Origin of the sequence: Rhizobium anhuiense (assembly GCF_003985145.1) — a bacterium.
Taxonomy (GTDB): Bacteria; Pseudomonadota; Alphaproteobacteria; order Rhizobiales; family Rhizobiaceae; genus Rhizobium; species Rhizobium anhuiense.
This window is the reverse complement of record NZ_ML133531.1, coordinates 164,125-188,606: the sequence shown is the minus strand read 5'-3', so window position 1 is coordinate 188,606 and position 24,482 is coordinate 164,125. Positions and strand designations below refer to the sequence as shown.

Genomic DNA, 24,482 nt, shown 5'->3' with positions numbered 1-24,482 from the left:
TTGTCCCATGTCTTGGAAGCTGCCCGCAGACGTTTTCAGCTGATCCTGATCAAGCCGTCGCATTATGACGATGATGGCTACGTCATCCGCTGGTGGCGGGCGATGATTCCCTCCAATTCGCTCGCGGCACTCTATGGCATCGCCGCTGAATGCGCCGAGCGCAAGGTGCTCGGAGACGATACGGCGATCGACATCACCGTGATCGACGAGACCAATACGCGGATCGATTTTGCCGGCCTGCTGGCGCAGTTCAAGCGTCACGATAATTTCGGCATGATCGCGCTTGTCGGCGTCCAGACCAACCAATATCCGCGCGCCCTTGATATCGCCCGGCCCTTCCGCGATGCCGGCCTGCCGGTTTCCATCGGCGGCTTCCATGTTTCCGGCTGCCTGTCGATGCTGGATGGCAAGGCGGTCGGGCTCGATGCCTGCCGTGACATGGGCATCTCGATGTTTGCCGGCGAGGCCGAGGGCCGGCTCGACATGGTGCTGCGCGACGCCGCCGCCGGCGAGCTGAAGCCGCTCTACAATTTCATGAACGACCTTCCCGGCATCGGCGGCACACCGGTTCCCTTCCTGCCGAAGGACAATATCCAGCGCACGCTCGGGCTCAGCACCAGCTTCGATGCCGGACGCGGCTGTCCCTATCAGTGCTCGTTCTGCACCATCATCAACGTACAGGGACGCAAGTCGCGCTTCCGCTCGGCCGACGACGTCGAAAAGCTGGTGCGGATGAACTGGGCGCAGGGCATCCACAAATTCTTCATCACCGACGACAATTTCGCCCGCAACAAGGATTGGGAAGCGATCTTCGACCGGTTGATCGAGCTCAAGGAGCGCGACGGCATTCCGCTCGGCCTGATGATCCAGGTCGACACGCTCTGCCACAAGATCCCGAATTTCATCGAGAAATCCCGCCGCGCCGGTGTCACCCGTGTCTTCATCGGCCTCGAAAACGTCAATCCGGACAATCTGACCGCCGCCAAGAAGAACCAGAACAAGATCACCGAATACCGCAAGATGCTGCTCGCCTGGAAGGCGCAGGGCATCATGACGCTTGCCGGTTATATCCTGGGATTCCCCGCCGATACGCCGGAATCGATCCGCCGCGACATTACGATCATCCAGGAAGAGCTGCCGCTCGACGTCATCGAATTCTTCATCCTGACGCCGTTGCCGGGCTCCGAGGACCATCAGGTCCTATGGAAGAAGGGCGTCGAGATGGATGCCGATCTCAACATCTACGATGTCGAGCATGTCTGCACCGCGCATCCCAAGATGAGCAAGCAGCAGTGGGAAGACATCTACCACGAGGCCTGGTCGCTCTATTATTCGCCTGATCATATGAAGACGCTGCTGCGCCGCGCCGTGGCAACCGGAGTCCCGCTTGCAAGGCTCGTCAAGGTTCTCGTCTCCTTCGCGACCACCGTGCCGCTGGAAAACGTGCATCCACTGCAAAGCGGCCTGCTGCGCCTGAAGACGCCGTCGGAGCGTCGCCCGGACCTGCCGCGCGAAAATCCGCTGGTGTTCTGGCCGCGCTTCGCCTGGGAAACCTTCCGCAAACATGCCTCGCTCGCCGGCACGATCATTGGCCTGACGATTTCGGCATTCCTGATTTCAAGGGATGCCAAGTCGAAGACCTATATGGATCAGGCCCTGACGCCTGTCGCCGACGACGAAGAGGAAACGCTCCACCTCTTCACCCAGACCGCCGGCGGCGCCGCAGCCGTCAACCATGTCAGGAAAGTCGCGCAACTGACAGCGCATTGAGCGCTAAATCTTAACGGCGGCCGACGCCCAGTCGGCCGCACCAAACCCCAAATCAAGTTTGACAACGCGCTTTGAAGCGCTCGGACTTTGGAGGCCGTTTAAGCGAGCTGGATGATCCGGCTCGTCTCGGCCACTTGCAGCGTGTCGACGAATTCGACGATCTTGACCGGTTTCCCATCCCGGAAATGGATCTTGTCGACGAATTCCGTATGGAAGCTCACACCCGATGGGATGTGCCTGACCTCGCCTTCGCGGTGGGCAAAGACCATGTGCTCATCTTCGTCGACATAGATGCCTGATGTCTTGATATTCGATAGATCCCATACCGTAATGAGCTGCGTTATCGCTTGGCGGAAAGCATGCCCGCTTGCTTCAGTCGAAAAGGGCGCCAGCCGTGTATTACCGGCCATGCGAAAGGTGCACCCCTCGCCGATCAGCGCCAGCGTGCCCTCGATATCGCCGCGGTCACGCACAGCATAGATTTCCTCCACAAGCTTCTTCATGTCATGCTTTGCAGTCATCTTCAGGTCCTCCCCACCATCAGCGAAATCTGCATCGAATTATACTTTATTGCAACTCTTTGTTGTTCCGGATGAATAGGCACAATGGAGTAGGCGGCGAGAATGAAACTGCCCCAGATAATAGAAAAAGGCCCCGCACGATGGCGAGGCCTTCCAAACTTCTGAACTGAAAAGCGATTATTCGGCGCTTTCGTCAGCCGCCTTCTTCTTCGGAGCAGCCTTCTTCTTCGGTGCGGCTTCTTCGCCTTCACCGGCCTCAGCTGCTTCGGCCTTGGCGGCAGCCTTCTTCTTCGGCGCGGCCTTCTTGGTCTCGGCCTTAGCCTCGCCTTCTTCCTCGGCGAGCAGTTCTTCCTTCGTCACCTTCTTGTCGGTAACGTCGATTTCGGTGAGCAGGTGATCGATGACCTTTTCTTCGAAGATCGGCGCGCGGATCGAAGCGGCGGCACCCGGCTGGCTGCGGAAGAATTCGAGGATCTGCTTTTCCTGGCCCGGATACTGACGCAGCTGATCGTAGATGGCGCGCTGCATTTCGTCTTCGCTGACTTCGACGCCTGCCTTTTCGCCGATTTCGGAGAGAACGAGGCCGAGGCGGACGCGACGCTCGGCGAGCGTCTTGTATTCCTCACGTGCCTTTTCTTCGGTCGTGTCTTCGTCCTCGAAGGTCTTGCCGGACTGGGCGAGGTCGTTGTTCACCTGGCTCCAGATGCCGTTATATTCGGCGTCGACGAGCGAATTCGGGGTCTCGAACTTGTACATCTCATCGAGCTGGTCGAGAATCTGACGCTTCAGCTTCTGGCGGGTCAGCGAGCCGTACTGCGATTCGATCTGGCCACGAACGATTTCCTTCAGGCGGTCGGCGGATTCGATGCCGAGCTTGGAGGCGAGTTCGTCGTTGATCTCGACAGCGCCGGGGGCTGCGACATCCTTGACGGTGACATCAAAGGTCGCTTCCTTGCCGGCGAGGTTCTTGGCCGGATAGTCGGCCGGGAAGGTCACGGTGATGGTCTTCTCGTCGCCAGCCTTGACGCCGACGAGCTGGTCTTCGAAGCCAGGAATGAAGCGGCCGGAGCCGAGCACCAGTTCGGCGCCCTGGTCGGTGCCGCCTTCGAAGGCTTCGCCGTCGACCTTGCCGACGTAATCCATGGTGATGCGGTCGCCGTTGGCGGCTTTGCCGGTCTTGGTCTCGTAGGCGCGAGCGCTTTCGGCGACCTTCAGGACCTGCTCGTTGACTTCGTCGTCCGAGATGTCGATGACTTCGCGCGTGACCTTGATGCCCTTGACCGACTTCAGTTCGATCGGCGGCAGCACTTCATAGGAGAGCGTGAATTCGAAATCCTGCTGGGCGGCGAGGATCTTGTCGGCTTCGTCCTTGTCTTCCGTCATGGCGATTTCCGGCTGCGTGGCCGACTTTTCGCCGCGGCTGGACAGGATGGCGGCCGGCTGCTCGCGGACGATCTCGTTGACGAGGTCGGCCATGATCGACTTGCCATAGACCTTCTTCAGGTGAGCAGCGGGGACCTTGCCCGGACGGAAGCCGTTGATGCGAACCTTGTCCTTCACATCGGCAAGACGCTCATTCATCTTGTCTTCCATGTCCTTGGCCGGGATAACGACCTTGATTTCGCGCTTCAGCCCTTCAGCGAGCGTTTCGATAACCTGCATGTCTTCCTACCTTCATGTCGTGGCGGCCGTGCCCAGACGCCGTTCGTTTCAATGAGCACGACGCCGGCAGCGTGCCGCGCGTGGCTTTTCCAATTCCATATCATTCCGCCCAAAGCGGAACGGCACTCGCGGGCTATTCGGGACAACTTTCAATTGTTCTGGAACAACCGATTCTCAGTCTCCCGCCTGCAAACAGCTTGGTGCGGGTAGAGAGACTTGAACTCCCACGCCTTGCGGCACCAGAACCTAAATCTGCTTAGCCCGTTTTACCATCCCCAGGAGCGCAAGCTTTTCAATAGCTTGAGGTCTTGTGCATTCCTTTTACTTACTGCTGTGTCACGGAGAAATGCCACAATGTGTCATGTGTCACGCCCCGATTTCGGCCCCCTGATAGTCCGACATCCGCTTAATTGCAAGACGTTTGCGTTCGGCTGATGTCTTGGCATAGCGCATGGTCGTCTCGATGCGCTTGTGACCGGCCAACTCCTGCACCGTGCGAATGTCGGTATGCAGTAGCATGTTGGTAACGAACGTGTGGCGCAGAACGTGCGGCACGTAGTTGTTGTCATCGGTCATGCCGAGGTCCGACTGCATGCTCTTCCAATGTTCCCGGTACCAAGCTGGCTTCTGAGTGAAGAGCTTTGCGTCGGGATCGTTGAGAGGCTTGGCCCTGCGGAGGAGAACTTCCCTCGCCCTGGCTGTGAGCGGCACATCCCGTTTGTCCCCCGCCTTCGTGTCGAAGGTCCAGAGGTCTTCCAGTTCGGCGTCCCGCTTGGTGATCTTTAAGACCTCACCCTGCCGGAAACCGGTGTCCAGAGAGACAATGATATAGTCCCTCAGCTCATCTTCAAGCATCTCGTCGCACCAAGCCAGCATCTGATCGAGTTCCTTGTCCTCATAGTACCTGACGCGGGTGTTCCGCTCTTTGATCAGGCCGATGTCGAACAGCTTGTCGATCTTGCCGAGCTTGTAGGCCTCTTTCACCATGGTGGAGAAAGCGGCGAGCTTGCGGTTGATCGTGGCATCCGCCCGTTTCCAGCCGGTCACCGTCTTCTTGATGGTCAAGCTGTCCTCGTAGCAGAGAGTTTTAACGTCCCTCTGTGGGCCGAGGATGTTGACCACGTGCTGACCATTGATCAGCGCCGTCTTCTCGCCCTTGGTGCCCCTCCATCGGGTCTCAGCGACCAGATCGAAGAGGTGCTGCAGGGTCATGACAGGCTCGGCAGTCTTTACGACCACCTCTTTGCCAGACAGCAGTGCTGCCTTGGTCTCGGCTTCCCAAATCTCAGCTTCAAGCTTCGTTGGGAAGTCTTTTCTCAGCCGCGTCCCCTTATGAGAGACAGCGGCTTGCCATGAGGCTCCGCGTGGTTTAACAGGCATCGCAACTCCTTTCGTTGCCCAGTTGGCGGAATTGGTAGACGCACTTGGTTTAGGTCCAAGCGCCGAGAGGCGTGGGGGTTCGAGTCCCTCACTGGGCACCACTTACAAACGACCCGTCTACCTTGGTGTCGTCGATGCCCATTAGCTGCGCTATGCGGGCAGCCAACAGTTTCCCCTTGGGGGTCAAGAAGCAGACCACATTGCGCATATCGCTAGGGTCTCGCTCGGTCTTGATGAGCTTCAGGCCTTCCGCATCGCGGCGAACGGCCTTTTCACCGAGGTCACCCAGAGCACGGCTTACTGACGGCTGTGGGATACCAGTTAATTTTCTGATCTCGGAGGACGGAATGCCCTCCTTTGCCGCGATCACCAGAAAGACCTCGAAGGTCTGAACCGACATGAGCGCTTTATCATCTTGGAGCTGGCGCACCTCATTCATGACCGCGCCCATGCGCGAAAACAAAGCCTTAGGCATATGGAATGTCCCTCTATTGTCCCCAGCCCGGGGTGAATACGGAGGAACCCATACACCCGTGGTTAGGTTTGCGCAACAAACAGTGTGATGTAGCAGCGACCCAACCACAGTTCGTGGTTCCCATCGTCGCAGCGGTAGCTGAAGAAGCGATCCAGAATGCGAGACTTTTCAATCTCGATAAACACTTCAAAACGCTTGGTTTTTTTGAATGCCCGCACTTATTATTTCCTCGCTCGCCGTTCGCGTCCTGTTCTCATTTCAGGACGGAAGCGGATATACTCCTCCCCCCACGCGTACCACAAGCTGCAAAAATGCCACTGGTGAATAGGTTAGGGGAGGTTGTTGACGTTTCATCGGGCTCCAAGATCGCGCATGTTACTGATTTCACATTAACTTCCGTTAATGATATAGGAAAAGTATCCTATTCAGGGATGCGACCGGAGCATATCAGCCATGCAAAATCCTAAACTCTGCTCCACCGATACATGGTGATGATACGCGGGCGTTCATGGCCCAAAGCGAAGTCAAATTAGGCACTTAACAGAAAAGCAATCCGCCTTATTGAACCTAAGAGGCCTTAGCTTCAAACGCGGTGGATTGCTGTGGATAACCACGACCATCGAGAACCGTACTGGACAGTTCTCTAGGTTTCGGCCTTCGGGCCTCTTCAGGTGGTAATTTATGCGGGAGAATTGCAACTCAGTGGACGACCACAGCAGAGCGCCAGCCGGCCAGTAGGCGAGCGGTGGAGATCGCGGCCGAGCGCTTGGAGAAAGTGCCGATTGGGGTGACCCAGCCGGGAATAACTGAGGTGACGGCCCAGCGACCCTTGGCAACCTTGCGAACGTGATAGGTAGCGGCCATCAGCGCGACCTCACGGTGCGCCCGTAGTCGCGTATGGTGGCCATGTAGGACCGATAACGACCGCGAGCGTTGGGCAGGAAGGCAACCACGGTGGACGAGCCATGACCGTAGAAGCGCCCTTTTGGGCCATCAGGACCGGCTTTCACCCATTGCCCGATCTGGAGCGATGCGCGGCCATCCTCGGTGATTTCCCAAATGTCGATTGTGGGCAGGTAGCGGGCCATGCTCAGCCCTCCCCGTTCAGCTTGGCGACCGCCGCGTTGATCTCGGCTTGCGTGTCGCCTGTGGTGATGACCTTCAGCTCTTTGGCCTTGGCTTCACCGTTCTCGATGTAGGCCGCGCGTTCGGCCATAACGTCCCCACGCTCATACGCCCCGAATTGAATGCCCCAGCGGCCATCTATGAGGGCCAATAGCGTGTGATACTTCCTCGGCTTGCGAGCCATCTGCATTCCCTTTCATCGGCAGCCATCGTCAGGCGGGCGCATGCCAAGCCCCGCGACCGGCCACGCATGGCAGCCGGTTTCGGCATTATTCAATTCACTGGTGGATGTTTCAGCCCACGACAAAGCCCGACTGGTCACCCTTGGCCCTGCCCTTGGCGTAGAGACCAACAATCACGCCTTTAGTATCAAGGAACCGCATGTCGGTTTCGTCACCGTCGATAACATCGCGGCAGGCATCACCGTATTGCACAAGCTTACCGACGAAGTAGTCGCGCAGTTCCTTTGTGCGGTAGACGATGGCCAAGTTAGCGCCGGTCTCGTGGGCAGCCTTCGTGACCGCCTCAGCATAGGCAGGGTTTGCCGCGCTATAGCTCAGCGTCAAGGCGTAGTTGGCGGGCAACTGGCGATGGGCCCGTTTGTAAACCTTCGTGTAGTCGTAAAACTGCACCTCAGGGAACAACTCAAAGACCGAACCGCGAGCGTCACCCCGGCTAGCGTAGTGGGCCACCTCCCATTGAATATCAGAGGTGCCATTCAGCCGAACTGCAGGCTTGACGCCCTTGCGCTTGCAGTAGGCGACGAAGCGCTCCAGATCGGTGACCAGATCGGCCATGAAAGTTGTGCGGCTGGCCAGATAGCGCTTTGTCTTGGCGATGCGGGCTTGCTGAACGTTATTGTAAGCGCCCCTGCCCGCCGTGTTCAGGCAGCCTTTGACGCACCCCGCTTGTTCAGCCATGGGGCAGACGTTCGAGCCTGCCATTGTGAAGGGTGCAAGGTACATGATTGCGGTTTCATATTCACCGTCACCCTTGACCGTCTTCGCATTGTTACCAGATCGAATGAGCGTTCCCTTGAACATTGATGTCTCCTTTGCATTCACTCGTGGATAGGACCAGACACAGCTTCGCCGCTGTACCCAGTGCTACCCACCAACCCCGAAGGGTCGATGCTAGCGTCTTCAATTGTCAAAGAACCGAGCGGCCTGCCTGCCCCTCACCCGCCGCCTCAGGCCGACTTACCCGCCCGATTTGGTGAGAGAAACATATTCACTGGTGGATTGATTGTAAAGTGGCAGATATAAAGAAAGCACCATCAGCCCCTTAAAGAATTGATAATGCTTAAGTTTATTTCATTCACCGGTGATTTTTGTGGCTATACGTGTCACGTATTAGCGGCGCTGGCGATCATGTTAGCAATGTCGACAGGCGCACCCGCCACCGTCATTTCACTGGCATTATTTCCTGTGAGGTACGTTATCGTTGTGGTGTAGGGTGGCTCAGTAGACCATGATCTAAACGCAATAATGTAATTTGTGTTGAGATGAATGGTGTTTTCGGTCGACTTGTCGCGCGCCCTGTTCCACTCGATAACTGAGATGAATGCCATTGATGTGCCTCCTAATGTGCAACTGAGCGATACCACGAAAAGGCATTATCCCCCCAGAAGAAACGAACGCGTGCATATTCTCAGCCGAGCCACACAAGGCAGCGGTTCATGGTCGATTATGTGTCACATGTAGATCGATCATCTGCTCCGCACATCAATGATATCAATCGCTTAGCTGGCGTGTGTCATGCTGTTGTGTCAGAGGGGCAGCCGGAAGGGTAGCCAATGCGGGAGATCGAGGGGCCACGGGGGGAACTGCCCGAGCCTCTTATCTGATTTGACCTCAGAAATTTTTACGACAAACACTTTGGCTCAGTTGTCTGCAATAAGAGAACTGAAACGGTAAATGACCACTTCTGAAGTGAAGGGGAAATGTTCCCGAACTAGCTTTGCCTTTTCGTGGATATTCGTCAGTTCATCTTCACTAGCTTCGTCTCCAAGGACTACCACGAGAATGAAATGTAGCTTTGTCTGCTGCGCAGGTGAGAGGCTTCTGGCGTAGTTAAAAATGGTCTCGAACGCGCGCTGTATCTGGAGTATGGAAATTCCTTTAGCTGCGTACTTCACCTCCACGACGAAACGATTATCGCCTACAGCAGCAGCGGCATCGAACACTATTTGCGGATTCTCTTGCGTGGTAACGTCTCTAGCGAAGAAGAGGTGCCGCTCAGCTTCGATCTTCGAGATAGCGGCCGCCGTGACGCGTCGGGTCAAAGAAGCGAAACGTCGCACATTCAGACCCAATTCGTCCATGTTGATTGAGCGCGTGGTCACGTTGGAAGTGACAACAGGGGTAATACCTGACGAAGAGGTAGCATCAGCGGAAGGAGGATCATCAGTCGGAGGAGAATCAGCGGGAGGAGGATCATCAGTCGGAGGAGAAGCAGCGGGGGGAAGTATAGGTACGCCTTCATCCAACGCTTCGACAACCTCAAACTTATTCTTAATAAGAATCGCGTCACTGCTGGCCTTCACTAGGCCGGTAAAATTGTCTTCGTTCTGGAAGTCAGACGGTGCGTATAAAACTATGTGGTTCCAGTGAAGGATCGCGAAGAAGACGCCAACCAAAAGGGTTGGGAAGCCCATCAGGAACCACACAAACGTGTGCTGAATGTCCTTATCCAGCAGAGGCAGCACGACCGTACCACTCACCTCAGCGATGCCCGCAAATAGAGCAACGACAGTGAGGGGGTTTTTGACGTGACCAATCTTATCCAGCATTAGGACCCTCCGGTTGACACCCGATGATCGAGCGGTAGCGAGATTATCGGGTGGGCCAAGCCGTCAACCCTTCTTCTGCAGTCTCATAGCGAAAGCTTCACAGCCTCCGATATCGCCATTCCATTCGAAGTTCTCAATGATATCCCCCTGACTGGCGATGACCTTGAACTTGCACTGATAGTCGTAGCTGGTCGTCCGCGAGCCCTGGACTGATGAATAGATCGGTTGGCCATTCACGTAGGTTGTGGCGGTATTGTAGGTGGGCACGGTGTAAGAGCCGCTGTCCTGGTTGTTCCATGTATAGACCTTCTTGCCGGCGATGCTCATCTCGCTATCAGGGTAGCCGAGCTTGGCGATAGCAACGCTTATGGGTTGACCTTTCATGGCCTCCATAGCAGGCTTCGCGCTGTCCATTGTCACGCAGCCGGAAAGAGCCCCGAGTGATAGCAGGGCAATGGTCTTGAGCAGTCTCGTCATGTGGTCCCCCAGTAGTGAACCTTCGAGATACACAACCGGCGAGTCTCGGGCAATCCCATATAGTAACCCTTAAGGTTTCCTTTGGGGATTAGGGATTGGTGGATGGGGGTTCTTCCACCTCCATCCATCATAAAGATCATCTGGAGAGAGACCCCTTTTTCATCAGGTCCCTCTCCTCATCCTTTATTCCTTCTCGTCTCTCCTTAAGGGAGGGGTAATTAAAGGTTGGTCTTCAACCGATGCTCATCCACCTAAGGCTGTCCTCCCCTGACATGCCGAAGACATGCTCAGCGAAGTTCTTCAGCTCCTGTTCGAGCAGTGCTGCCTTGTGGTCGTCAGCCGCCTTCTCCGTGTCTCGGGCCATGTGTTCAACCCAGTAGCCCACGGCGATAGCCAGAGCATCGAGACGGTCGTCCTTCACCAGAGCGCCACGGTCGCGGGTGATGCGGGTGAGCTGGTAGAAGAGCTGCCTATGGGGCTCGGCTTCGTGGTCACGCTTGATGACCTGGGCGTCGACGATGAGGCGGTGCTGGTTCATGACCGGTTCCAGAACGTCGCAGATGCGGCGCTCCTTCTGGGTCGAGTGCTTGACTTCCTCAATGGTCACCGGGTGGACGCGGGTGAACACCGGCTTCAGGAGCTGGGTGAACATGCCGTCACCGAAGTTGCCTTCGACGATCACGCGGTTGACGTTGTGGGTTGCGGCCAGCATTGCGAGGGCCTTGAGGGTTGCCTCGGAGTAGCCCTCCTTGAAGCCCCCTGAGGCGACCAAGAAGAGGTTGCCGTGGAGAATCTTGACGATGGCGTAAGCCGTCTCGTCACCGCCGTTACCCGAAGGGTCGATGGCCATGACCGAGCCGGTGTACTCAGCCATCTCGTTCGCGGTCCACATCGGGCGATGCAGACGGTCACCCTGAAGCCCCACTGCGGGGAGATCGGAGATCACCTTGTCAGGGTCGTTACACCAGACCAGTTTGGCCGGGGCCATGCGGGGATCGAGTGAGCTGATGATCAGATCGGAGAGCTTCAGCGGGTACTTATCTTGGTCGCTGAGCGAGGTGTCGAGCATGAACTGCAAGGCGAAGCCAGAGCGGGCGTAGGAAGCCTCACGCTCGATCAGGTCCTGCTCTTGGAAACGCTGGGGGTCGACCGGTTGGCGTGGTTCAGCGCCGGCCTCGATCATATCCAAGACGAACTTCGAGAGGCGACCGAGGTAGCGCTCGGGGTCGTTCGGCACACGGGCCGGCCAGATGCGGATTTCATAGCCGCGTTCAGGCAGCCTGTTGTAGAGGCTCATCTCGGTCTGAGGGGTGCCCAGGTAGATGATGCGACTGGTCGGCAGCGGCTTCAGAATAGCGTCGAACTCCTTCACGCGCTCCGAGAGCTGGTCACGCTGGAGCTGGGTCATGGAGTTGTTCGGAACCTCAACGTCGTCCGCGATGATGATGTCAGCACGAGAGCCGGCGAGCTGGCCGGTGATGCCAACGGACTTGACGGAGGGAGAGTGGGAGTTGCGGGCTGGGCCGACATCGAAGGCCACCATCGAATCACGCTGCCCTGCCTGGGCGCGGAGGTGGGCCAAGATCGGCATCTCAGCGATCAGCCTCTTGGTGAAGCTGGAGAATTGGTCGGAGCGATCCTTCGAGGCCGAGACCACGAGGATGTTGAGCTGGGGGTTGCAGTAGAGGAGCCAGACCACGAAGGCCGAGGTGACGTAGGACTTACCCACGCCTCGAAAGGCCTCGATCACGCAACGCTTGGGGCCGTGCTGGAGATAGCCGGCGATGTCGTATTGAACGGCTGTCGGGACCGGGAGGTTGAGGTGCTTCCAGACCACGAAGAGGAAGTTTCGAAAGTCCTTCTTCAGGGGGTCGATGGAGGGACTGAGATGGGTGCCTGACTTCAGGCTATCGGCTGTCATATATCCACCCGTGGATTAAACAGGCCACAGCGGCGCACAGACGCGCACCAGCGCTCCTGGCTAGGGTAGTAGCCTAGGGGTCACTGGCGCGAGTCCTGAGTCAGCCTACTGGGGGCTGCGAGGGTTTAATTGTATGAGGGTCGGTCGTCGTCGCCCGTGAACGGAAGCTCATTGGCGAGATTTGCCACGGGGCTGCCTTCCTTAGGGACTGAGTCGATGTTGTTGTCCTTGAGGAACTGGCGGGCCACGTTCAGCTCGGCTGCAGTGACCTCTCCACTCCTGACCTTGTCGAGGAGCTTCTGGGCCATTTCCGCATGGAGCTTCGAGAGGATTTCGTTAAGGTCCATTACTTGTAGCTCAGATAGGCGCTGATCGCGGCCACGATGAGGGCCAGGATCGCGGTGATGTTGGTGATGAAGGATTGGTTGGTAGATGCCTTGGCCTTGAGGGAGGCGATGTCTACCTCCCCGGCCGACATCCGCCCTTCTAGTTGGTCGATGCGCTGGGATTGCGCAGACGACAGGCTGATGAGCGTGTCCACCTTACCCTCGACCCTGCCAATCAACAGCAGGGCCTCGGTGTTCATGTGTTCCATTAAAGTGTCCCTGCCCAGAGCCAGAGGGTGTCGAACTGGTCAACAGGAATGCCCATAAGCTCGCGCAGTCGCTCGACCGCAAAGCTGTCCCGAACGAAGCCGTCAAGCGGCGGTTCGGTCATTTCGATCTCAAGCGTGGCGCGAAGCTTGGCGTCCGCAATCGTACCGATCTGAGCCATGACCTGGGCCTTGGTGAGGTTGATCTCCAACGCTCCCAGCCAGAGTTGGCGGGGCGAGAGGTTGGGCATCGGCGTGATTACCGGAGGCGCTGGGAGGAAGACACCTGCTTGGAAGAGCATTCCCGGCGCGATCTCCGAGGGGGCAGCGTCGATACCTACGACGATCTTGTTATGCGGAACGAGGCGGGAAGGATCGTGCTCCACGTTGGTCACAGTCCCATTGGTCAGGCTGTCCTCGTCGGGTTGGACGAGAGCCCAGGCCCCGTAGACGGCGTCGACGAACTCGCCCTGCTCAGTCCAGTTGGTCAGGCCCTTGCGGAGATCGTACCAGTCCTGCTGGTGCTCGTTCTCGTAGAAGATGACGCCGGTTTCGTTCAGGGGCTTGAAGTGGCCGAAGTTTACGATTTCCATGATTAAGCTCCGCTGAAAGTAACCCAGCCACGAACAGGGTCGTATGCCTGCAAGTAGTGGTAATACATGGTTGGATTGTTCTGAGTGCCTGCCATGTTCATGCCCGTGAGGACCGCACCGGCTGGACACATTTGAAGACCGTTGTCCGGCACAGAGAACGAGCTAGGGCTAACCTTGCGGAACGAGAGGTTGGCCACACGGTCGTTTGCCCACGCGGTGGCGCGGGTCTCGATGCGGGAGTTGAGGTCACCGAACTGGGCGGTCCAGATCGAGCCATCAGTCCCGAACGACACTTCGTTGACGACCGTGCCGTTCTGCTTCTGGATGTAGAGCTTCCCGTCAGCCGCGCTGATCAGACCCCACGTATTTCCTCCGCTGTCGGTGTTCTGGAGCGAGAGAGTCGGCCCGCTCTTCATGATGTTGAGGTTGCCCGTTAACTGCCCACCAGTCTTGTCGAGCTTCAGGCCGAGGGAGGTGTTGACCTCGACCTTCGTGTAGTAGGTCGCGGGATCGAACGTCGCAGCCGCAGCAGCGCTAGCAGCAGCCTCAGCAGCCTTCGTCGAAGCCGTGTCGCGGTAGCCCTTCGCTTCGAGAGCGCTGGCCGCAGCTTCACCGGCCTTGGTCGTTGCCGTGGTGGCCGAGGTCGCTGCATTGGTGGCGCTCGTGGCCGCTTCAGTGGCCTTGGTGGTGGCCGTGTTCTTCGACGTGTTGGCCGAGGATGCGGAGGTCGCAGCGTTCGTCTCGGACACCGCAGCAGCGACGGCGGCAGAGGAGGCATCAGCCGCCTTCTGGGTGGCGATGGCCACGCCCGAAGACACGCCCGTCTCAACGAACAGCTTGCTGGCCACATCGTTCGCCTGGACAGGCGTGAGAACATTCGAGATGCGCCGGCCGAGGGCCGAGAAGGAGCCGTCTTCGGTGACACCGAGGGAGGACTCACCCAGGTCGAAGGACTCCTGCGCGAGGTAGAACACCTGCAGCGCGGAGAGATCGAGTTCACTTTCAACCAGCGTAGAGCCGTCAACGAAGTCGACCAGAAGTGTGTCGCGAGGGGTTACGCGGCGACGATCCACGATCTTGTCTACAGCCGGGGCCGGAGTGATTTGGACCGAGGTGGGCGACAGCCAGGTATAGGCAACCGCCACGCCATCGACCGTCACCTGAACGTGGGTCTTAGAGATGTAGGGAAAGGGGACCGTGAAGATGGTCGTAACCCCGTCCCCGAGGGATTGAGCATAAGCAAGAGCCATGAGTGTCTCTCTGTTGAAATGGAAAGGCCCCCGAGTTTCCGCGAGGGCCGCTATTCACGGGTGAGTAGATTTAGTCGCGAAGCTCGCGCCGAGGCAGGCCAGAGCCGGCCCAGTTGAGAAACTGGATAGCGCCCATCATGCGCGAGAACGGCAGGACGCGGGTGAGGTTCTGCCAGTCGGTCTGCGAGTAATCGTCGCCGGCAATCGCGGAGGTGACGCCAGCGATGCCAGCCAGACCTGTCGAGACGAGGTCACCAGTCGGGTTACCGAGAGCGCCCTGCATGGTCGTCTTCAAGCCCGACGAGCGGGTGTCGAAGATCGGCTCATCGTCGAAGAACTGCCAGCCGATATCAGCGAACATCGGGACCAGCGCACTTTCAGAAGAGCGAGCGAAGCCGGCAAGGCCGAGCTTATCCCACGACAGGCGCTCCTTCAGTAGCTGCTCACGGTCCTCCCTGCCGAGCAGGTTGAGGTGTGTCTGGCCAGCATAGACCGCAGCACCGAGGAAGCTCGACGCCAGAGCGCCATTGATGGCCGGGAGATCGCGCATGTTGAGGCCCTGAAGGAGCGCCTTCGTGTGGGCTGCCATGGCGAACGTGCGGAACTGCATCATCATCTGGCCCATCGGGTGAGCCATCCAGCGGTGCATCTGGCCTGGGTCGTTCTCAAGGATCATCGTCCGGTTCAGCCGGAACATCGCATCCTCGAACGAGGCCAAGGTGTTACCATCCCACTTCTTGATGCCGAGGCTCTGGAGCTTCGAGGGGGACTTCACACCACCCTTGAAGGTGGCATTCGTCCTGATCGCTTCGAAGATCTGATCGGCAGCCTTCTTGTCCAGCCCAAGGGCACGGAGACGCTCAGCATCGATCCTGTCTCCGAACATGGCCATCTTGGTGAACTTCACAGCAGCCGCACGGGCCGACCACTTCTGGAACACGCGGTTGACCGGAGCCATACCCGAGCCCATCGAGACGAAGCGGTTCATCGCGTGGAGCTTGGGGTTAACTGCGCCGGCCACGCGCTGGATCGTGGAATCGGTCCCGCTGGTTACCGGAACGCCCAGCTCATCAGTTTCGAGGTAGTGAGCAGTGCGCTCGTAGTCGCTACCGAAGGCCCCCATGGCGTCCAGCTCCTCGGCCACCTCGTCGGTCATCTTGCCCGAGCGGGCCATGTCGAGCAGGTGGCGGAAGGAAGGAACCGCCTGGAACGTGGTTTTGATCCCGGCCTGGGCGACCACACGGCCGAACTCAGGAACCTGCGAGAAGCCGACCTGACCCATCAGACGGAGGAAGTTGAAGTCCCTCAGCATGCGCAGGAAGGTCGCCCCATCGGAGCCCCTATCGATACCAGCCAGCGGGGTGCCGGTGATGGCCGAGTACAGGAAGTCGAGGTTCTTCTCATCCAGCGTGTTGTTCGCGCCGGTCGCCTCGCCCACCGACTTGATCTGGTTCTTCAGCTTCAGCCAGTCGTTCCCGTTCTTGATCCCGTCAATCAGCAGGTTGCCGGTCTCAGGGTCACGCACTTGGATGCGGGCCATAGCGAGCTGGCCGCTCATGTTACGCGCGTAGAGCTGGAAAGCCGTGTGCGGGTCTTTGACGTAGAAGTCGGAGATGCTGACCTGACGCGGAGCGCCATGCTTGTCCCAGACCTCACCGAAGTGGTTCTCGTCGAGCATGATGCGGGCCTTCATGCGGGCCGGTCCAGAGGCCTCATCGGCCTTCTTCTCGTTGCGCGATGCCCACGCCTTGACGTTAGCGATCTCGTCATCCGAGAGGTAGTTCTTCAGTTCCGCCTCAAGGTCGTCGAGGTCAAAGCCGAGGTGACCGGAACCAAACATCTCCTCCCCCGAGCTGAGCTTCTGGAAGCGGTCGAGGATGGCATAGCCCATGCGCTTGGCGATCTGAGGCTCGAGCCCGGGCTGCTTCTTCAGGATTGCCCCTGCGAACAGGTCCGTCAGACCACCCTTGCGGTCCATGCTGTAGCCCACGTCCCTGATCAGCTTGGTGGCCTTGGCGAGGTGCGCGTAACGGGGGAAGTAGTTCTCCACACCATGCTCCGACCGCGTGATGCCCAGCTTCTGAGCCTCCTGCCAGAACGACTTCATCTCGGCCTGGAATGCACCGGCCGCTTGCTTCACCTCAGCGGGGAACTGAGCGCGGGCTGAAGGGCTCTCCTCGCGGATGTAGTCAGCGATCTGGTCCTTGAACTTCAGCTCGGCATCCTTGCTGTTGAAGGCGCTGATGCCGTTGGCCTTGCGGAACTTCTTCCACGCATCGCCATAGCCCCGATACCAGTTGACCTGGGCCACACGCAGTCGGCGCTGCATGCGCTCGGTCGCGGCGATCTCGGTCACCACTCCGCTGCCCTTCTGGGCACGGACACCGTCCTCACCGAGGTAGCGGGCCATGGTCTGGGCCAGTGGGTTCTTTGAGGCCATGAGCTGGCCGACCGTATCCACCCGCCAGTTCAGGAAGGTGCCCTTGGGGTCGAGCCTCTTGAAGTCGTCGATCAGGTTGACGGTGTCGCTGCGGGTGAAGTTGTCACCCATGGCTGCAGCAGCGCCCACCGAGCCGGGGTTAGCCGGGGCAAGCGCCTCATTCTGCATACGCTGCCCGATACGGGCGACCTGCTTGGCCTCCTCGTTCAGCATCGGGTTGCGCCTGAACGCCCCTAGCGTACCACCCATAACGAGACCGGTACCGATGCTATACTTCAGCTCGTCGAAGGAAACGTCACGGGTCGGGTCGACGGCCACGAGCGGGATGTCGGTGGCTAGATTGCCGGCCACACCCTCAGCCGCAGCCAGCCCGACCAAGCCCACACGGCCGAGACGAGCAGCCACCGCAGCGGGGACACCGAAGCCGCCCGTTACAGCGCCAATAGCCGCCGTTGCGGCAATAGCGCCGGGGTCAGTCAGGGCAGCGCCCATGGAGATGACGGTTCCTGCCGTGCCCAGCGAGGCGATCTTGCGGTTGTCTTCGAGCTGCGTCAGGAGCCTGTTGCGGATCGCCTCAGCATGCTCATCAGAGACCGCGTCCTCGAACTCGTCGAGGTAGTCGTCTGGGATGTTCCGGCCGAATGCTTCGAGCTTCTCCTTGGTGAGCTTGTAGTCGGGCTCAGGGTCGTAGTGGCCCAGCGCACGAAAGGGTGTCAGTACCGACCACTCGTTCTTCACGGCGGTTGCGATAGCGTCACCGTAGGACGGCTGAGCGGCGACACGATCCTTCTCCTGCTGGACCTCTTCAGCCCGCGTGAGGTTCATTGTGGGGATCACGTCGGAGGCACTGATGCGGCCCTGATCGTGGACCGAGTAGTCACCGGGGTTTTGGGAGTTTCCCATCGATCCCGGCATGACGATGCCCGAGGGACCGCTATCGACCGTGGTGCCGTCCATCTTCTTGGTCCACAGGCTGGCGAACTCGGAAGCGAGCATGCCCGTCTGGCCAGCGTTACCGAGGACCGCAGCGCGGCCCACGAGGTCAACTGCCATGGCACTCGGGTTCGCCAGGAGGTTCAGCGCACCACCGGCCCCTTGCTGGTGTGCAAGGTACAGCTCGCCCTTCGACAGGTCGCGCCCGAGCTTCCGCTTGAGGAAATTCTGGTTGTCCCGCGTGAGGCGCATGAAAGCGTCCGCACTGGCATAGGCATCGTACTTCGACGCGCCATTGCCATACTTGCCCCACGTGCTGTCGATGAACTGAAAAAGGCCCCCTGCGGAGGAGCCTTTGTTCTGTGCGTGGGGGTTCATGCCGCTCTCGATCTGGGCCGTCTTGAGGGCGTAGTCGTGGTCGACGCCATAGCGGTTCGCGGCATCAATGATGATTGACCTGATGTCGGCCATGAGTGTTCCTTAGCGTTCGTTCTGCTTCTTCGTCACCTCGTCGATCTTCTGATCGCGGTTGCGCCTCCGCAGTTCGTCCAGTTGTTTGAATGAGAAATTCCAATCGTCCGCGTCGACGGAGGCCGGCATGCGGTCGGACTTGCGCACGATGAAGTACGCCCCCGTGCCGTTGCCTTGGGAGATGGTCAGGTCGTCGATGTCGTAGTTTAGGTCACCCTTGTGCCGCTCGACGAACTCGGTCAGGTACTGGTTGACCAGCGGCTCGAAGTCCGCAGGCAGGCGCTTGTCGTTCTTGATGTACGAGCCGGCCACGTTGATGTGGTTCTTCTCGAAGGTCTGACGGGCCTGTTCGATGGCCTCATCGTTGTCCTTACCAAGCAGCGCATACTGCTTCGCCAGACGGACGATCTCGGTCCTGACATAGTTCTGGTTGCCGGCCGTCTGCTTGCCGAAGGCCCAGTCCACCCAGCCGGTCGAATTGGACACCGCGGAATTGACCGCACTGTCGATGCTCTCGTATTTGAGCTTCAGAGCTTCATCCATCTGGTTCGGGTCTTGCGTCACCATATGGGCCAGCCTCAGGGCACCCTCAGGCGTCCCTGCGTTCCCCACTTCCTCGGCTATGCGGGCAGCCTCGAAGAACTCCAGAGAGTCCTTGTTCAGGTTCTTCGCGAGATACTGAGGGCTGTCCTTGTAGAGATCGAGGTAGGTGTCAAAGGCGTCCTTGGCAGATGGCGGGATTTCTCCCGTGGCTGCGTTCAGGTTGATCTGGCCAGGGGCAGCGTTCATGGCCTTGAACCATACCGGATGCTCCAGACCAGAGCCGACGAACTTCTCCTTCTCCAGCCGGCGAGCAAGCGCTGGGCGCTTCTCCGGGTCTTTCTCCCGGTAGTTGGCTTCCTCAGCCGCCTTGGTGATCAGCCGATTGGCGACCTCCTTCTTCTGGGAGTCAGCCGAGATCGTCTTCAGATCGCCGGTCTTGTCGCGGACCTGGGCATCACCGATGGATTGGATCGAGCCACTCTCGGCCGCTGCTACGCCCTGGCTGTAGAGGTTCTCCTCATCGGCAGCGGCATCGGCAGCCAAGCGCTCCTTGGTTTGATCGGCGTCGATACGGGCGAACAGCTTGGATGCCGTGTCACCCACCTTGGCGTCCGTCATCAGGTTGCCCTTGTAGGGGCCATCGGTGCGCTGATGCTGGAGGATGGACTTGGCCAGATCGTAGTCGCCTCGGGTGGCTGCCTGATCGGCAAGCTGGAGCATCATCTCCTGCTGCTTCTGGAACGGGACGCGGAGCAGCTCTTGGTTCTTCGTGAACTCTCCGAACATCCCGGCCGCAACCTCAGCCGGGGGCATGCCCTCAGCGCGGTTGAAGGTAGACTTCGCGGACCACTTTTCGAACAGGTTGCCCTGCCGCTGGTCCTGCACGAAGGTCGAATGATCGTCGACCGACTGGCTGCGGAGCTTCTCGGTAAGGGTTCCGATCTGCTTCGTGTAGGCACCCATGAGGGCCTTATCGTGACCGAACTCGGCCAGATCGTCCTTGATCTGATCGCGGATAAAGACATCGACATCGCCGTTCTCCCGGTCGAAGTCAGTTTGGTAGGCCGACATGATCTGCAGCGACCGGTCGTAGGCCAGCCGCTCACCCGCCAGCTCTCTGCCGGCGAGGCTCGTAAGGCCAGGAACGGAGCCCTCTCTGATGGCCTTGCGGACATCTTCAGGGGACTTCTGCAGGAACGCCTGACGGACAGCGGTCACGTCATCGTCCTGATGCTCAGCGGCCTGCACATTCAGGAAATTGCTGATGCTCGGCTGGATGGTTGCGAGCGACTTTGCCAAGCTCTCCCAGCCATTGGACCCAATCGGGGCCTGCTCGGGCCGCGCGTAGGTGTCGACCGGGGAAGCGCTCGGGGACAGTCCCTGCACCCTGATGTTGTCAACGGAGGGGGTACGAACGCGGCCACGGTTCTGGCCACCACCGGAGCGGCGGCGCTCTTCGTCAATGGGCCTCAGCCCCGGCAAACGTGCCATTATGCTCTCCCTACCGTCCTCTGACGGGCCTTATAGTCGTTGTAGGAATCGAGACCGGCACCAGCGATCCTGAGACCGGCATCGAAGAAGGATGGCTTGGCTGCCCGCTGAACCGAGTTGATACGATCTTCAGCGTTGGAGCGGATGCCCTTCATTTCGTTGTTGAGCTGGTTCAGGGTCCATTCGGTGTTCTGATCGACGCGGTCGTTTGCCTGCGCCGCACGGCCATCGAACTCGGCCAGGAGGGCATCGACGGACAGGCCTGAGACACCAGCCTCGCCGGCTGCCACGGTCGCGGTCGCCTTGGCCTCGCGGGCCTCTTTGAGGTTGTCAGCCTTTTCGGCGCCAGCTTTCTCCTGCTCCTGCAGCATGCGCTGTTGGGTCTGGAACATCTGATCGCGGGCGTTCTGGTTGGCCCGGGCAGCGTTATCCCGGTAAAGCTTGTTCTGTTCTTCCGCAGCGCTAACCTGCCCTTGGTACTGGACCACGGAGGTCGCTGCGCCGATGGCAAGCCCAATCGCGGAAATGGGGTCAACACACATGGTGTATCCTTGCAAACTCGTAGAATGGAAGGTTCCCCGGCCCCTCAGAGTTCACCGTTCGGAGGAACGAGAAGCCGAGCCAGCGTATCCAGTGAATGTGCACCGTGTTGCGCTGGTCGACGAAGTTGGTGAGGATCGGGAAGTCTTTGTGGAAGATGTCCACCCAGAGCTTCGAGCGTCTGAGGAACCGAGTGGGGTTTGATTTGATTTCGTCACTTCCGAGGAGCCAGATGTAGCCCACGTCATCGTCAGTGAACCGTCCGCAGCCGAACATGGCCACGGCACGGTCCTCATCATTGACCACTGAGATGCAGTGCTTGGAGTTCCTGAGGCCGTCCTGAAGGGCTTGATGGGCGCTGGGAACACCAGCAGCTTCAAGCTCCCTCAGGTCAGCTTCTCGGAGCCTGGGGGCTAGATAGGTCACGTCCTCAGGAAGCGAGCGACGTGTTTCCAGCATCACAGCCTCTTTGAACGAATAACGTAAAGGGCCTCCCACTCCGCGCTCAAGAAGGCGCAAGGGAGGAAGGTATCGTTGACGATGTCGATGGTGACCGCGTCGTTCTTCGACATGATCGGGAACGCGAACCGGCCCCGGTCGACAGCCACCTGCCCGATCACATTCTTGGCCGAGCCGATCACTCGACCCGAGAAGATGTAGGTGTAGGTGTCTCGCCGCAGGGGCGTTACCTCGACACGGAAGTAACCGCTGAGGTCGTAGGTCAGGTTGGCCTTGCGGAGCTGAATGCGCCCCTCGCCCACGGTCATCTGACCACCGCCAACCGCCTCCTCCTTGATGACGAACGTCGAGAAGCGGTAGCGCATCACGTAGTTCCGCCCGATGAAGAAGTTGACGAGCTGCCCCGAGACCACCAGCGAGTTACCGCTGAGGGTGTACGGGATCACCTGTCCAGGCTTCTTGGTTGGGTCACCATTGCGGGCGACGATCACGTATTGCTCACTGGCAGGCAGAAGGCCGGCTTCGGTGGCATACGGGGGTGTGATCGTGGTCTTGTTCGTGGTCGCGTTATAGCTGACCGTGCAGCCTGCCTCGGTGACCTTGCGGTCGAGGTGCAGGCCGAAGTCGAAGCCCGTGTCCTTGGTGCCGGGATTGACCGACATGCTCTCGATGAACACGCCATCAGCGCGCCGAATGATCAGGTAGAGGTTGCTCTCGACGAACTCGACAGAGAGGATCGTGTCGGTCGCCGGGAACGTCCACTTATACCACGCCGACTGGAGTTTCTCCTGGTCGTTCCAGTAGTACTTGTAGACGTAGATTGTGTTGCGCTCGTTTTCCGACAGCATGGCGATGGTGTCCTCGGAAGACGAGGCAGCCATCTTCGAGATGTCCTTCGGCACATAGGCCGGGACGTGCGAGGTCACGTCATTCGCGTCATTCGTCTTGGTGTCCCCATCGACGTAATATTCGCGCAGGCCCGAGAACTCACCCCGGTTGAAGGTGAAGTAGATGTTCCTGCCCGAGCCGACCGGCCGTGCCTTGAGGGAGCATTCGAACTCGGTCGTCTGGTTGATCGCGATGGTCTCAGGCGTGAGCAAATCGACAGCCCCGAGCTGGAACTGCGTCTGCTCCGAGAAGAGCAGCAGCGTTTCATTGAACGGGATTGCATGCTGCAGGATGGAGACCTTGATGTGCGACACAGCAGCGTCGATGGGGTCGGTATCGAGGACCTGGGTGGCCGACGAACGGAAGAAGTTGAAGAAGTCGCTGGCGCGAGAGAAGCAGACGTTCTCATCCGCGATGAAGCCGAGCCGGTTGCGGTGGAAGAAGATGTCGTTCATCTTCTTGCCCACGAAGGACGGCATCGGGCTGCTATCGAGATCTCCGACCTTGCGATCTTCCCATGTCACCTGCTTGAAGGTGAACGTGCCGTTGGCCTCGCGGACCAGCGCATGGGCCATCGTCGAGGACTTGAGGCGGATTGCTTCGCCACCCTTGACGCTCTCGACCCAGACGCCTGACTCGAAGCCGCTGCTGGTCTGATATTTCACATAGTAGTTATCGAACGAAGACGACTGGTCGCCTGCGATCTCGACACTGAAACCGTCGAAGCCCTTTGCAGGCAGATCGGAGAAGCGCTGGACGGAACGCTTTACAAGCTTCGTTGCTTGGTCGCCCTGGCTGTCCGTCACATTGACCGTGAAATCGTTGCCGTCGTTTTTTCTGATCCAGATGCTGGAACCGCTACGGACGAACGTGAAGCCTGGGGCTGCGCTGTTGATGGCGGTGATCAGATTTGCTGCAATTGCGTCGGTCTGGACTTGGGCGATGTGCGCGGCCACCGAACCGTCAGGCGTGTTCACCTCGGCCGTGTTACCATTCAGGTTGATCGAGTACTTGGTGCCGTAAGCACCCTGTTTGATCCACACGATGGCCTCAGGTTGCCGGGAGGCCGACAGCGTGGTGTCCTGCTGGACCGTTATCGTGCGGTTGATGAGGAACGTGTAGTCAGCGATCGTCACTGCCTTGAAAGCAGATCGCGGGTCAGCCGCAGCGAGGTATGCGGTGCCGTTCGGAAACGCCACAGTCTTCTCGACACCGGTCTTCAGGTCATAGACCTTCAGCGCTCCGTTGCCCACGATGACCTCGTACTGCTCGTTGCGGTCGCGGTTGATGGTGTGCGTGAACAGCTCACCTGCGGGTGCGTTGGTGATCTTGGCCCGGTGCGTGGTGCCAGGGCGCTTGCGGAGCCCCTCGACAACCGAGCTATGGGCATTCTCCTGCAGCTCGCACTGGCTCGCCAGACGAAGCGCATAGGGCTGCTGAGAGACGCCGTTGATCAGGTTCGGGATGGTTGTTGAGATGAGCGCCCCGGCCATTAGCTGAGGCCTCCCGGGGGCAGTCGATTGGTCACGCGCTGGACGGACGGGTTGTCCGTGAAGACGTTCAGATCGAGCGTCTCAGCCTCAGCGGACAGCAGGTTCGACCACGACTTCAGCTCATCTCTGGAGTTGAACTGCCAGATCGTCTCCGAGCCGACCATGCGCTCCTGAAACTGCCGAGCAGCTCGCATCACGATGTAGGAGCGGGCAGCCTCGGGGAGCTGGTCGAAAGGCAGGAGAAGGACGATCTCGACGTAGACTGTGCGGCCCACGTTGAAGGTGTGGTTCTTGCGGTCGTAGAGGCGGTTGCCGCGCTGGACCAGATCGAGGACCGAGTCGGCCCCTGTGGTATCCACCTTGAGGGTGTTCGGGGGAAGCTGAAGCTCACCTTCGGGGAAGCTTGCAGGTATCGGGTAGTCGATTTCAGTGTTCCAATGCCAGCCCACGAGCTGAACGTCTCGGCTGGACTGAAAGAGGATTTGACGGGCGATCACCGCGTCGACGACACCGGTATCCTCAGCCGTGTTGACTGGGCTTTCACCGATGACGGACAGCATGAGGTTGATCGCCTCAAGCTCCGTGGTGGGAGTCGGAACGAGGACGGACATGTTGATCCTGAAAAAGAAAAAGCCCGCGCGATGGCGGGCCTGAGTGGGGGTGTGGT

General features: G+C 59.0%; 23 protein-coding genes and 1 tRNA gene. 2 read left to right on the top strand and 22 right to left on the bottom strand.

What is annotated here, in order from left to right; genetic code table 11:
- Positions 1-1,770, top strand: a complete 1,770-nt coding sequence (locus EEQ99_RS24230; protein WP_097543847.1) for a B12-binding domain-containing radical SAM protein — start codon at positions 1-3, stop codon at positions 1,768-1,770.
- A 98-nt stretch (positions 1,771-1,868) separates the two neighbouring features.
- Here EEQ99_RS24230 and EEQ99_RS24225 read toward each other — a convergent pair whose 3' ends face one another.
- From EEQ99_RS24225 to EEQ99_RS24215, 3 genes are all read right to left on the bottom strand, one after another.
- Positions 1,869-2,291, bottom strand: coding sequence for a nuclear transport factor 2 family protein (locus EEQ99_RS24225; RefSeq protein ID WP_047614813.1), 423 nt, complete (start codon positions 2,289-2,291; stop codon positions 1,869-1,871).
- 177 nt (positions 2,292-2,468) lie between these two features.
- Positions 2,469-3,953: a trigger factor gene (gene tig / locus EEQ99_RS24220; protein ID WP_097543846.1), complete on the bottom strand. Its 1,485-nt coding sequence runs from the start codon at positions 3,951-3,953 to the stop codon at positions 2,469-2,471.
- A 366-nt stretch (positions 3,954-4,319) separates the two neighbouring features.
- Positions 4,320-5,333 carry a tyrosine-type recombinase/integrase gene (locus tag EEQ99_RS24215; RefSeq protein WP_127431214.1) on the bottom strand — a complete coding sequence of 338 codons (1,014 nt, stop codon included), beginning with the start codon at positions 5,331-5,333 and terminating at the stop codon, positions 4,320-4,322.
- Positions 5,334-5,349: 16 nt separating this feature from the next.
- Here EEQ99_RS24215 and EEQ99_RS24210 point away from each other — a divergent pair.
- Positions 5,350-5,434 (top strand) — tRNA-Leu (locus EEQ99_RS24210).
- Here the strand turns inward: EEQ99_RS24210 and EEQ99_RS24205 are convergent.
- The 19 genes from EEQ99_RS24205 to EEQ99_RS24125 form a co-directional block, all read right to left on the bottom strand.
- Positions 5,422-5,808 carry a MarR family winged helix-turn-helix transcriptional regulator gene (locus EEQ99_RS24205; protein ID WP_127431213.1) on the bottom strand — a complete coding sequence of 129 codons (387 nt, stop codon included), beginning with the start codon at positions 5,806-5,808 and terminating at the stop codon, positions 5,422-5,424. The two genes, EEQ99_RS24210 and EEQ99_RS24205, sit on opposite strands and share 13 nt — an antisense overlap.
- Before the next feature lie 62 nt (positions 5,809-5,870).
- Positions 5,871-6,026, bottom strand: coding sequence for a hypothetical protein (locus EEQ99_RS34730; RefSeq protein ID WP_164735964.1), 156 nt, complete (start codon positions 6,024-6,026; stop codon positions 5,871-5,873).
- A gap of 645 nt (positions 6,027-6,671) precedes the next feature.
- Positions 6,672-6,896 (bottom strand): hypothetical protein, encoded by a 225-nt coding sequence (locus EEQ99_RS24200; protein ID WP_127431212.1) that lies wholly within the window; start codon positions 6,894-6,896, stop codon positions 6,672-6,674.
- A 2-nt stretch (positions 6,897-6,898) separates the two neighbouring features.
- Positions 6,899-7,024: a hypothetical protein gene (locus EEQ99_RS35400; protein WP_280178099.1), complete on the bottom strand. Its 126-nt coding sequence runs from the start codon at positions 7,022-7,024 to the stop codon at positions 6,899-6,901.
- Between the two features lie 202 nt (positions 7,025-7,226).
- Entirely contained in the window at positions 7,227-7,976 is a 750-nt protein-coding gene (locus EEQ99_RS24195; protein ID WP_127431211.1) for a GP88 family protein, read from the bottom strand.
- 302 nt (positions 7,977-8,278) lie between these two features.
- On the bottom strand, positions 8,279-8,503 hold the full coding sequence (locus tag EEQ99_RS24190; RefSeq protein WP_127431210.1) for a hypothetical protein: 225 nt from the start codon (positions 8,501-8,503) through the stop codon (positions 8,279-8,281).
- Between the two features lie 312 nt (positions 8,504-8,815).
- Positions 8,816-9,724 carry a hypothetical protein gene (locus tag EEQ99_RS24185; RefSeq protein WP_127431209.1) on the bottom strand — a complete coding sequence of 303 codons (909 nt, stop codon included), beginning with the start codon at positions 9,722-9,724 and terminating at the stop codon, positions 8,816-8,818.
- Between the two features lie 63 nt (positions 9,725-9,787).
- Positions 9,788-10,201 carry a hypothetical protein gene (locus EEQ99_RS24180; RefSeq protein WP_127431208.1) on the bottom strand — a complete coding sequence of 138 codons (414 nt, stop codon included), beginning with the start codon at positions 10,199-10,201 and terminating at the stop codon, positions 9,788-9,790.
- Between the two features lie 232 nt (positions 10,202-10,433).
- Entirely contained in the window at positions 10,434-12,122 is a 1,689-nt protein-coding gene (gene terL / locus EEQ99_RS24175; RefSeq protein ID WP_127431207.1) for a phage terminase large subunit, read from the bottom strand.
- 125 nt (positions 12,123-12,247) lie between these two features.
- Entirely contained in the window at positions 12,248-12,469 is a 222-nt protein-coding gene (locus tag EEQ99_RS24170) for a hypothetical protein (RefSeq protein ID WP_127431206.1), read from the bottom strand.
- Positions 12,469-12,717: a hypothetical protein gene (locus EEQ99_RS24165; RefSeq protein ID WP_085777978.1), complete on the bottom strand. Its 249-nt coding sequence runs from the start codon at positions 12,715-12,717 to the stop codon at positions 12,469-12,471. The genes EEQ99_RS24170 and EEQ99_RS24165 overlap by 1 nt, the downstream gene beginning before the upstream one ends.
- Positions 12,717-13,307, bottom strand: a complete 591-nt coding sequence (locus EEQ99_RS24160; protein WP_127431205.1) for a hypothetical protein — start codon at positions 13,305-13,307, stop codon at positions 12,717-12,719. Before EEQ99_RS24160 ends, EEQ99_RS24165 begins: the two co-directional genes overlap by 1 nt.
- A 2-nt stretch (positions 13,308-13,309) precedes the next feature.
- Positions 13,310-14,557 (bottom strand): phage tail fiber domain-containing protein, encoded by a 1,248-nt coding sequence (locus tag EEQ99_RS24155; protein WP_127431204.1) that lies wholly within the window; start codon positions 14,555-14,557, stop codon positions 13,310-13,312.
- A 70-nt stretch (positions 14,558-14,627) separates the two neighbouring features.
- Positions 14,628-18,401: a transglycosylase SLT domain-containing protein gene (locus EEQ99_RS24150; RefSeq protein ID WP_127431203.1), complete on the bottom strand. Its 3,774-nt coding sequence runs from the start codon at positions 18,399-18,401 to the stop codon at positions 14,628-14,630.
- A 9-nt stretch (positions 18,402-18,410) separates the two neighbouring features.
- Positions 18,411-20,435 carry a hypothetical protein gene (locus EEQ99_RS24145; protein ID WP_127431202.1) on the bottom strand — a complete coding sequence of 675 codons (2,025 nt, stop codon included), beginning with the start codon at positions 20,433-20,435 and terminating at the stop codon, positions 18,411-18,413.
- Entirely contained in the window at positions 20,435-20,977 is a 543-nt protein-coding gene (locus EEQ99_RS24140; protein ID WP_127431201.1) for a virion core protein, T7 gp14 family, read from the bottom strand. The genes EEQ99_RS24145 and EEQ99_RS24140 overlap by 1 nt, the downstream gene beginning before the upstream one ends.
- Positions 20,967-21,434, bottom strand: coding sequence for a hypothetical protein (locus EEQ99_RS24135; RefSeq protein ID WP_127431200.1), 468 nt, complete (start codon positions 21,432-21,434; stop codon positions 20,967-20,969). Before EEQ99_RS24135 ends, EEQ99_RS24140 begins: the two co-directional genes overlap by 11 nt.
- Positions 21,434-23,815 carry a phage nozzle protein gene (locus EEQ99_RS24130; protein WP_127431199.1) on the bottom strand — a complete coding sequence of 794 codons (2,382 nt, stop codon included), beginning with the start codon at positions 23,813-23,815 and terminating at the stop codon, positions 21,434-21,436. The genes EEQ99_RS24135 and EEQ99_RS24130 overlap by 1 nt, the downstream gene beginning before the upstream one ends.
- The gene (locus EEQ99_RS24125; RefSeq protein WP_127431198.1) at positions 23,815-24,426 is read right to left on the bottom strand and encodes a phage tail protein; all 612 of its coding nucleotides are present in this window, start codon (positions 24,424-24,426) and stop codon (positions 23,815-23,817) included. The genes EEQ99_RS24130 and EEQ99_RS24125 overlap by 1 nt, the downstream gene beginning before the upstream one ends.
- Between the last annotated feature and the right edge of the window lie 56 nt (positions 24,427-24,482).

Coding starts and splice junctions, on each gene's coding strand:
- EEQ99_RS24140 (WP_127431201.1), bottom strand. CDS start 20,977: ATGTGTGTTGACCCCATTTCCGCGATTGGGCTTGCCATCGGCGCAGCG.
- EEQ99_RS24180 (WP_127431208.1), bottom strand. CDS start 10,201: ATGACGAGACTGCTCAAGACCATTGCCCTGCTATCACTCGGGGCTCTT.
- EEQ99_RS24195 (WP_127431211.1), bottom strand. CDS start 7,976: ATGTTCAAGGGAACGCTCATTCGATCTGGTAACAATGCGAAGACGGTC.
- EEQ99_RS24130 (WP_127431199.1), bottom strand. CDS start 23,815: ATGGCCGGGGCGCTCATCTCAACAACCATCCCGAACCTGATCAACGGC.
- EEQ99_RS24205 (WP_127431213.1), bottom strand. CDS start 5,808: ATGCCTAAGGCTTTGTTTTCGCGCATGGGCGCGGTCATGAATGAGGTG.
- EEQ99_RS24150 (WP_127431203.1), bottom strand. CDS start 18,401: ATGGCCGACATCAGGTCAATCATCATTGATGCCGCGAACCGCTATGGC.
- EEQ99_RS24215 (WP_127431214.1), bottom strand. CDS start 5,333: ATGCCTGTTAAACCACGCGGAGCCTCATGGCAAGCCGCTGTCTCTCAT.
- EEQ99_RS24135 (WP_127431200.1), bottom strand. CDS start 21,434: ATGCTGGAAACACGTCGCTCGCTTCCTGAGGACGTGACCTATCTAGCC.
- EEQ99_RS24165 (WP_085777978.1), bottom strand. CDS start 12,717: ATGGAACACATGAACACCGAGGCCCTGCTGTTGATTGGCAGGGTCGAG.
- EEQ99_RS35400 (WP_280178099.1), bottom strand. CDS start 7,024: ATGGCCGAACGCGCGGCCTACATCGAGAACGGTGAAGCCAAGGCCAAA.
- EEQ99_RS24185 (WP_127431209.1), bottom strand. CDS start 9,724: ATGCTGGATAAGATTGGTCACGTCAAAAACCCCCTCACTGTCGTTGCT.
- EEQ99_RS24155 (WP_127431204.1), bottom strand. CDS start 14,557: ATGGCTCTTGCTTATGCTCAATCCCTCGGGGACGGGGTTACGACCATC.
- terL (WP_127431207.1), bottom strand. CDS start 12,122: ATGACAGCCGATAGCCTGAAGTCAGGCACCCATCTCAGTCCCTCCATC.
- EEQ99_RS24190 (WP_127431210.1), bottom strand. CDS start 8,503: ATGGCATTCATCTCAGTTATCGAGTGGAACAGGGCGCGCGACAAGTCG.
- EEQ99_RS24225 (WP_047614813.1), bottom strand. CDS start 2,291: ATGACTGCAAAGCATGACATGAAGAAGCTTGTGGAGGAAATCTATGCT.
- EEQ99_RS24125 (WP_127431198.1), bottom strand. CDS start 24,426: ATGTCCGTCCTCGTTCCGACTCCCACCACGGAGCTTGAGGCGATCAAC.
- EEQ99_RS24200 (WP_127431212.1), bottom strand. CDS start 6,896: ATGGCCCGCTACCTGCCCACAATCGACATTTGGGAAATCACCGAGGAT.
- EEQ99_RS24145 (WP_127431202.1), bottom strand. CDS start 20,435: ATGGCACGTTTGCCGGGGCTGAGGCCCATTGACGAAGAGCGCCGCCGC.
- EEQ99_RS24160 (WP_127431205.1), bottom strand. CDS start 13,307: ATGGAAATCGTAAACTTCGGCCACTTCAAGCCCCTGAACGAAACCGGC.
- tig (WP_097543846.1), bottom strand. CDS start 3,953: ATGCAGGTTATCGAAACGCTCGCTGAAGGGCTGAAGCGCGAAATCAAG.
- EEQ99_RS24170 (WP_127431206.1), bottom strand. CDS start 12,469: ATGGACCTTAACGAAATCCTCTCGAAGCTCCATGCGGAAATGGCCCAG.